This is a genomic window from Acinetobacter sp. ANC5681, from assembly GCF_023488045.1.
GTDB lineage: Bacteria > Pseudomonadota > Gammaproteobacteria > Pseudomonadales > Moraxellaceae > Acinetobacter.
The window spans coordinates 1-1,366 of record NZ_JAMFKZ010000075.1; the positions used below are offsets into that span (position 1 = coordinate 1).

Genomic DNA, 1,366 nt, shown 5'->3' on the forward strand with positions numbered 1-1,366 from the left:
ATGTGTCATCATATTCGTCGTCAGAAAACAAGTATTATGCCATTATTTCAATGAGTTATCTTTTTTTGTCGTGTACAAAGATGAAAAATATGACTTATTAAATATCTTTAAATTATGAGTTCCGTACACTGATATAAAAATAAGCATATTAGACTTGATTTTTGAATACTTGAAAAATATTAATATTTTAAATATCAGAATATTGTGTTGATTTTTTAAAATTATCAGTCGATTTTTAACTGGAAAAATCTCTTAATACAGGTCAGTCTATTCCCCATTTGAGGAATATAACTGCCACAAAAAAATGCATAAAATCTTTTGAGAGTTGATGAAATTTTGCTCCCCAAATTCTTCATTTGTAAGATATCAGAAAACTCTAAAACTGGAAAAAGAATCATTTTAAATAACATATACATACGCACAAAGTAATAAATATAAGTACTTTTGCGATTTCTGCATGCTGAAAGGTGACAAAGTGACACGTATATATTTGGTGGATAAAAGTATTCATAAAACAACAACTAAATCTGAGGTCATAGCAACTGGGCAATCAACAGCAATTCCTTTAGATCAACGATTAATGGCAAAGTTTGAGATTCATCCAGAACAAGTCTCTTCAATTGTGCGAGTCGGAAATAACGCGGTTGTACATTTAATAGATGGTACGCAAGTTGTTTTAGAGGGGTTCTTTGTTCAGGAGCTTCTACAACTTCCCTTACAGGATGGGCAAAGCTTATGGGCAACACTTGTTGAGGATGAGGTTGCAGAGCAACCTGTAGATGATTATCTGGTACTGGATGGTGTGCCAGCCAGTGCGGTGCTTTCGGATAGTTCTGTCGTTGCTGCGGATAGTTTAGGTGCTGTTGCATCAGGTACAGGCGCAATTGCAGCAGAGAGTGCGGTTGTTGCTGCAAGTACGGTGGCGACCGCTGGTTCTGTCGCTGCAATGACAATTCCAACCTGGGCCTTGGTTGCAGGTGGGATTGCTGGGGTTGGAGCAGTTGCTGCGGCAGCAGGAGGTGGGGGGGGCGAGGATAAAGCAGAACCACCGCGAGATACAACGCCACCCATTGCAGGAACGTTGTCATTTACGAATTTAATTGATACGGGTTTATCTTCTACTGATCGCATCACTCAGGATAAAGCATTTGAATTAAGTCTGTCAGGACAGGAAGCCAATACAGAGGTCATTTATCAGCTTTCTAAAGATGGCGGTAAGACCTGGACAAATACCGATGCTGCACAAAAGAATCTAGCTGATGGTGTGTATCAGTTTAAGGCGATTGTGACCGATGTTGCAGGAAACAGTGCAGAGGTGCTATCTGCCAAAGTAACCGTTGATAATACGGCACCAGTTGCAGGGGTG

Annotated in this window: 1 protein-coding gene; it reads left to right on the forward strand. The window is 39.8% G+C overall.

What is annotated here, in order from left to right:
- Positions 1-475: 475 nt before the first annotated feature.
- Positions 476-1,366 (forward strand): Ig-like domain-containing protein (locus tag M5121_RS15755; protein WP_249571701.1); only part of this gene is annotated, 891 nt, incomplete at its 3' end.